The 6,509-nt window shown below is 40.1% G+C and carries 7 protein-coding genes and 1 pseudogene; 7 read left to right on the forward strand and 1 reads right to left on the reverse strand.

Features of this window, described 5'->3' with window-relative positions:
- Window positions 1-14 precede the first annotated feature (14 nt).
- Entirely contained in the window at window positions 15-665 is a 651-nt protein-coding gene (locus tag BMZ99_RS16715) for a helix-turn-helix transcriptional regulator (protein ID WP_322787902.1), read from the reverse strand.
- Between the two features lie 479 nt (window positions 666-1,144).
- Here BMZ99_RS16715 and BMZ99_RS16720 point away from each other — a divergent pair, with 479 nt between their 5' ends.
- From BMZ99_RS16720 to BMZ99_RS25980, 7 genes and pseudogenes are all read left to right on the forward strand, one after another.
- Window positions 1,145-1,783, forward strand: coding sequence for an ABC transporter permease (locus BMZ99_RS16720; RefSeq protein WP_090939817.1), 639 nt, complete (start codon window positions 1,145-1,147; stop codon window positions 1,781-1,783).
- Between the two features lie 18 nt (window positions 1,784-1,801).
- The gene (locus BMZ99_RS16725; RefSeq protein ID WP_090939798.1) at window positions 1,802-2,722 is read left to right on the forward strand and encodes a glycine betaine ABC transporter substrate-binding protein; all 921 of its coding nucleotides are present in this window, start codon (window positions 1,802-1,804) and stop codon (window positions 2,720-2,722) included.
- Window positions 2,723-2,771: 49 nt separating this feature from the next.
- Window positions 2,772-3,749, forward strand: a complete 978-nt coding sequence (locus BMZ99_RS16730; protein ID WP_090939801.1) for an ABC transporter ATP-binding protein — start codon at window positions 2,772-2,774, stop codon at window positions 3,747-3,749.
- Between the two features lie 18 nt (window positions 3,750-3,767).
- Window positions 3,768-4,415 (forward strand): ABC transporter permease, encoded by a 648-nt coding sequence (locus tag BMZ99_RS16735; RefSeq protein ID WP_090939804.1) that lies wholly within the window; start codon window positions 3,768-3,770, stop codon window positions 4,413-4,415.
- A gap of 96 nt (window positions 4,416-4,511) precedes the next feature.
- On the forward strand, window positions 4,512-5,561 hold the full coding sequence (locus BMZ99_RS16740; protein ID WP_090939808.1) for a M48 family metallopeptidase: 1,050 nt from the start codon (window positions 4,512-4,514) through the stop codon (window positions 5,559-5,561).
- Window positions 5,562-5,833: 272 nt separating this feature from the next.
- Window positions 5,834-6,181: a hypothetical protein gene (locus tag BMZ99_RS16745; RefSeq protein WP_090939810.1), complete on the forward strand. Its 348-nt coding sequence runs from the start codon at window positions 5,834-5,836 to the stop codon at window positions 6,179-6,181.
- A 94-nt stretch (window positions 6,182-6,275) separates the two neighbouring features.
- A pseudogene (locus BMZ99_RS25980) lies at window positions 6,276-6,509 on the forward strand (IS5/IS1182 family transposase); the annotation flags it as partial.

Raw genomic sequence — 6,509 nt, forward strand, 5'->3', positions numbered from 1 at the left:
AGTTGAATGAATGATTACTTTTCTGCTAATTGAACAAAAAGTCGTGTGATATTCGTTTTCGTAAAACGACCAACTACCTGATACTTTGTGATTCCACCATTCTTTATGATTTTAACTACCGGAAGAGCGTCTACTTGATGATACAGAAGTTTCTGAGCAGCAGACAGCACGGATTCCTCTGGCGTTGTTAAGATGATCTTTGGCATTCTCGTCATGATAATATTGACGGGAAGATCATTGTTATTTTTTCCTCCCATTGCTGCCTTTAATAGATCTTTTCGTGAAAGGGCCCCTTCTAAGAAGTTGTCTTCAGATACTACGAAAATCGTTCCGACGTCTTCTGTAAATAAGGTAAGAATTGCATCATAAACGGTGCTGCTTTCTCTCACCACAATAGGTGCAGAAAGGGTATCGGCAATGAGAATGGCATCAAAGGACATGGTATTTAGCTGCTGCAGGTCGCGGCCTGTAAAGTAATAGCCAACTTTCGGTTTCGCACTGACGAGTTTGGACATCGTCAAAATAGCTAAATCAGAACGAAGAGCTGCTCGGCTGAGATTAAGTTTTTCTGCGATTTGACTGCCTGTAATTGGACCAAGGATTTGTATGATTTCCAGAATGTTAGTCTGTCGTATGGTAAGTTGTATAATAAAATCACCTTCTATAACATATAGTGCGCACTATATGTTGAAATTGTATTATATAGTATACTACATTGATTCAATAATACCTGCTTATATATGCACAAAGTATAAATTTTTTTATTTATAATCCTCTGTGTGCTCGGAGATTATTTCATTCTGTTTGCGATGACGGCAAGACGTAACAGCGTTATCTTATAACTTGCGATCGATGAGGTTCTATAGATGTACTTTACTATTTATATGCAGATGCCAGTACAAATACTATTCGTATTATTTCCACTGTTGGTGTACTAGACTGAAAGGCCAGCATTAGAGGCTAAGTTATTTTCTCTTATTAGGGGAATTTACTTGGTGTCTTTATTTTATTTCGGCGGGAAAGAAAATAAGCGGTCTATAAAACGATCTTACTCCATAAAGAATGATAAGGAAAAAATAGGGGAAGCGAATCGACCGTAATCCGTAATACAAGGAATTCATACTGCATGAGAAAGGGAAATAGAATGATAAATGAGAGTATTGCATATCTATTACTCAATATTGATAAATATTATGATGCTGTCATTATACACATAGAGATTAGCTTGGCTGCGATTGCTGTTAGTTTTATGATTGCCGTTCCCTTAGGAATCTGGTGCTCAAAAAATGGCAGAATATCCTACTCGGTGATCAATGCGTTTACTATTTTGCGCATCATACCTAGTTTGGCGGTGTTGGTTCTTGCGATGCCCATATTAGGTACGGGTTTTGTACCTGCTTTGTTTGCGCTTACGCTACTGGCAATTCCGCCGATATTGATTAATACATACTCGGGTTTTAGAAATATTGACCCTTCTGTGCTGGAATGTGCGACAGGGATGGGAATGAATGCAAGCAGGATTTTAGTTGGTATTGAAATTCCTTTAGCGATGCCCCTCATATTGACAGGATTGCGGACCTCTGCTGCGGAGGTTATCGCTAGTGCCACATTGGCATCCTATATCGGTGCCGGAGGACTAGGAGATTTTATCTTTACTGGCATTGGAATGAATGATGTAAGGATAGTATTGATTGGAGGGATGTCAGTAGCATTATTATCCGTTTTGACGGAGATATCCTTAGCAGCTGTACAGCATATGGTTACGAAGTATCAGCGGGATTAAAACATAGGAGAGTGAAAAATGAGTAAAAGAATATCGAGATTCAGAATGTTTTTGTTGTTATCCATGGCAGCCGTATTACTGGTTGTAACAGGATGCAGCAGCAACCCTGCCAGCTCTGATCAAGTAAAAGAGAAAAAGGTGACGATAAAGGCAGGCTCAAAGGATTTTACCGAATCCCTGATCTTAGGTGAGTTATATAGCTTAGCTTTAGAAAATGCGGGCTATACAGTCGAGCGTAAGTTAAACTTAGGCAGTGCGATTGTTCATAACGCCCTTACCAATGGTGATATTGATTTTTATCCTGAGTATACGGGGACAGGTTTGCTAACGGTATTAAAAGAAACCCCTAAATTTGATTCGAAAGAAGTCTATCGTGAAGTTTCTGCTAAGTATAAAGAAAAATTTAAACTGATTTGGCTGGACCCTTCTGCTGCCAATGATTCTCAAGGTCTAGTGATGAATAAAAGAGCAGCGGAGCAATATCAGATCCGAACAATCTCTGACTTGCAGAAACATGCCAGTCAGATTCGGTTTGCTTCCCAAGGCCAATTTGATGAGAGAGCAGATGGACTGCCAGCCCTGGTCAAGGTATATGGTTCTTTTGATTTTAAAGACCGCAAGCTATATGACAATGGCATTAAATATGATGTACTTCACAATGATAAGGCAGATCTGGCGGTAGCATATACCACAGAAGGAGAGTTGAGCAAGGATGAATTTGTTGTATTGGAAGATGACAAGCATGTATGGCCGCCATATAATATTGCTCCTGTTATCAGACAGGATGTAGTGGAAAAGTACCCTGAGATAAAGGATATCTTGAATAAAGTGACGGCAAAACTGGATAACAAAACAGTGATCATGCTAAATGCTGAGGTGGATATTAAGAAACGGGAATACAATGAGGTAGCAAAGGAGTTTTTTAATACGATCAAATAAATCAGGCAGCAGCGCCAAGACTTGGGAAATGAGAAAAGGAGGTAATAAAGTGGCTAGAACTGCAATCGAGTTTCGTAATGTAAGTAAGCAGTATGCCAATACGTCTCAATACGCTGTAGCAGGTGTCAATATGCGTATTAGCGAAGGAAGCTTTATTACTATTTTAGGAACTTCGGGATCTGGCAAGACGACTCTTTTAAAAATGGTGAATCGAATTTATGAGGCAACATCCGGTGAAATCTTGTATTTCGGAGAGCACATTCATAACTTAAATTTAGAAGAGTATCGGCGTAAAATTGGGTATGTGATTCAGCAGGTTGGTTTATTTCCTCATATGACAGTTGAAGAAAATATTGGAACCATTCCTCAACTTTTAAAGTGGGATACAGATACAATTGCCAAGCGTGTAGATGCGCTCTTAGAGTTGGTATGCCTTTCGCCTCTGGATTTTAAAAAGCGGTATCCCAGACAATTATCGGGAGGCCAGCAGCAGCGGGTCGGTTTGGCTAGAGCGATGGCAGCTGATCCGGGCATTATGTTAATGGATGAGCCCTTTGGTGCAATTGATGCCATCACGAGGCAGAACTTGCAGGAGGAGCTGATTCGCATTCAAAGGAAGTTGAATAAAACCATACTCTTTGTGACCCATGATGTTAATGAAGCATTTAAGCTAGGTGAAAAAGTGGTGATTATGCACGAGGGAACAATTCAGCAGTTTGACACGCCTTATGGCATTATTACAAAGCCCGCTAATGGATATGTTGCTCGCTTGATTGAAACCCAGGATATTGTGCAGCGATTAAAAGTACTAAAGGCACAATCAGTAATGCTTCCAGTTGATCCCCAACTCAGTGATTGTGCTTTTCGTGTGGGTACAGAAGAATCCTTGCATAATATTTTGACTTATTTCTTAGAAAATGACCAGAAGCATGTATTGGTAGAGGATAATAGAAGAGGTATAGTAGGTAAAATCACATGGGAGCAGCTTAAAGGGAGTACCAGACAGGGGAAAGTTTTATCTGCTTAATGAATAAGGTGGCTGCATATGATTACGTATCTATTAAAATATTATGATCAAATGTTAATGCTGCTATTAGAGCATTTGTATTTGGTTTGTTTAAGTATGCTGATTTCTCTCTTAGTGGCAATACCAATTGGATTGTTTCTTTCAAGGTCAAAATGGCTGTCCGCGGCTGCATTATCGTTCTTTGGCGTTGTTTACTCCATACCCAGCTTAGCCTTGTTTTCTTTTTTGATTCCAGCATTCGGTTTGGGAAAGATGACGGCTATTGCTGTGTTAGTCATCTACAATCAATACATTTTGGTCAGGAATACAGTAGCGGGCTTTCAGTCCATCGATGCATCTATTATCGAAGCAGGATATGGGATGGGGCTTAGTGCCAAATATATGTTTTTAAAAATACAGCTGCCTCTAGCCTTACCGATTATTTTAGGAGGTATTCGTATCGCAACTGTTTCTACCATTGGTATTGCAACCATTGCAGCCGTAATTCATGCAGGGGGATTAGGCGTCCTGCTGTTTGACGGGTTACGGATGAATTATTTGCCCAAGATTTTCTGGGGGACGATTTTGTCCTCCCTTTTGGCTTATCTGACCAACCATATTTTCTTGTCTTTTGAGACAAAAGCCATAGAAAAGGCGAGGGGGGAATGCAGGGGAGATGAGGTTTAGACGGCTAGGAAATTATTTCTGTGAGTTATTTTGTGCCAGATATGATAGAATATTCATGAGATGCTACATCATGATGTATTCGATTGGAGGGCTCAAATGGTACATAGAATGATACTTCGCATAGGAGTGGTTTTTGCTGCAATTGTTTGCATTGTTACCCTGTATGGGGTGCCGTGTGCTCAGGCCGCTATGATTAGCACGAAGAGTGAAATCAGTATTGGCCGTGATGTAGGCAAGCAGCTTGAAAAAAAATATGGCGTGGTGGATGATCCAGCACTGCAAGAACGGGTAACTAAAATAGGTATGAACATGGTAGCTGTTAGTGACCGAAAAGATTTACCCTATTCGTTTAAAGTTTTAAACTCGAAAGATGTCAATGCCATGGCAGCACCTGGCGGGTTTATTTACATATTTAAGGGTTTAGTGGATCTAATGCCATCTGATGATGAATTAGCTGGTGTAATCGGACATGAAATAGGACATGTGGTCAAACGGCATTCGGTTAAACAAATTGAAAAAAATCTACTGCTCAATATTGGTTTTATTGCAGTATTTGGTGATAAGGCCGCGATACTTCAGAATTTAGCCATGAATGCGATTATGGCCGGCTATAGCCGATCTGATGAGAGAGAAGCTGATTATCTTGGATATCTTCATTCTTCTAAGGCGGGCTATAATCCCTATAGTATGAAAATGGGTTTGATGAAACTTTCCAGCTTGGAAAAAGGTTCACAAAATGATTTATTCTCCGATCATCCTGAGAGTAAAGAACGAATTGCTCTGGTGCAAAATTTTCTGGATAAGGACAAGATCCATCCCAAAGCTCAATTAGCATCTGATGGAACATCGGGCCTGGTTGTAGACGGTAATTGGCAATTGCCGACGATTAGTGCGGAGTATGGCAGCTACAAGCCATTGTATCGAGCTTATTTTGTAGCTGGCTCCTTATATCGTATCAGTCAGTTGAAAAACTATAATCCGGATAAATATATCTTGGACTATGATGGAGAAAATGTGATCGTGTGTTATGATGACATTCAAATTGTCACCATTACTCCTGAGGATGCCATGTTTCATAACATGAGTGTCATGGATCTGGCTGGTTCCCATGTTGATAAGTTAAAGGAATGGAATCCTAAATTATGAGTTATATTAAACTAGACAGCCATTGATCTATGGCTGTCTAGTTTTTTTATAAGTATGAGCGTATCCGTTCTTAGATAGTGTAGAGATTTTTGAATGGAATATCTATAAATTGTTATGCTGTTGTTACGAAGCTGTCACATTAGCAGTTTATAATTAAAATACGTATTAAAAGAGGAGGCGGAAAAGCTAACAAATTTCATACTGTAAAAGGCTTACTAAAAAAGTGCATAGAGACGATACATTTTTTAAGATAGATAAAGGTGGAATGATTTATGAGAAGCATAACAAAGAAAATGATGATATATTCTCTTGCGGGCATGCTGCAGCTTGGTTTTGGTGCATCCATAATCGAGGCTTCGCCGCTACATAATGAAGATATGCCTCCGATGGGGCAATATGAGCAATATGATCAACGTGGTCCGGGACCGAATCCTTATGAACGCGATCGCATGGAACGTGAAAGACATGAGCGGGAACGGTCTGAAAATGAGCGACATGAACATGAGATGAAACGGCGTCCTCATGAGAGTAAAAAAGCGTGGCATAAAAGACAGCAAAAAGAGATTGAACGACATGAAAGAGCTTTGCGGGAAATCCGTGAACATCGCGACCATCGGTAAGGAAAGGGGCTGTCGCACTAGCCCTAAAAAACAAAAATGGCAACCGGCAGTAGCCGGGAGCCATTTTTTTGTGTAAAATCAAGTTTGTTGGAACATGAAAATACAAGCAAATTATATAACAGACACAAATATATATCAACTAGTCTTGCCGATGGACATCGGCGAGATGATCCCAGAAGATGACTCGGTACGGTTACTCAGCGCAGTGTTAGAAAGGCTGGATTATAGCAAACTGTACACTACGTACTCCCGAATGGGGAGAATCGAGAGATCACCGAAGCGTCTATTTAAAATTCTTGTCTATGGGTACATGAACGGCATCTATTCA

The organism is Pelosinus propionicus DSM 13327, assembly GCF_900114615.1.
Classification (GTDB): domain Bacteria; phylum Bacillota; class Negativicutes; order DSM-13327; family DSM-13327; genus Pelosinus; species Pelosinus propionicus.

Excerpts from the sequence above, each read along its gene's own strand:
- BMZ99_RS16735 (WP_090939804.1), top strand. The coding sequence starts at position 3,768 with ATGATTACGTATCTATTAAAATATTATGATCAAATGTTAATGCTGCTA.
- BMZ99_RS16725 (WP_090939798.1), top strand. The coding sequence starts at position 1,802 with ATGAGTAAAAGAATATCGAGATTCAGAATGTTTTTGTTGTTATCCATG.
- BMZ99_RS16740 (WP_090939808.1), top strand. The coding sequence starts at position 4,512 with ATGGTACATAGAATGATACTTCGCATAGGAGTGGTTTTTGCTGCAATT.
- BMZ99_RS16745 (WP_090939810.1), top strand. The coding sequence starts at position 5,834 with ATGAGAAGCATAACAAAGAAAATGATGATATATTCTCTTGCGGGCATG.
- BMZ99_RS16720 (WP_090939817.1), top strand. The coding sequence starts at position 1,145 with ATGATAAATGAGAGTATTGCATATCTATTACTCAATATTGATAAATAT.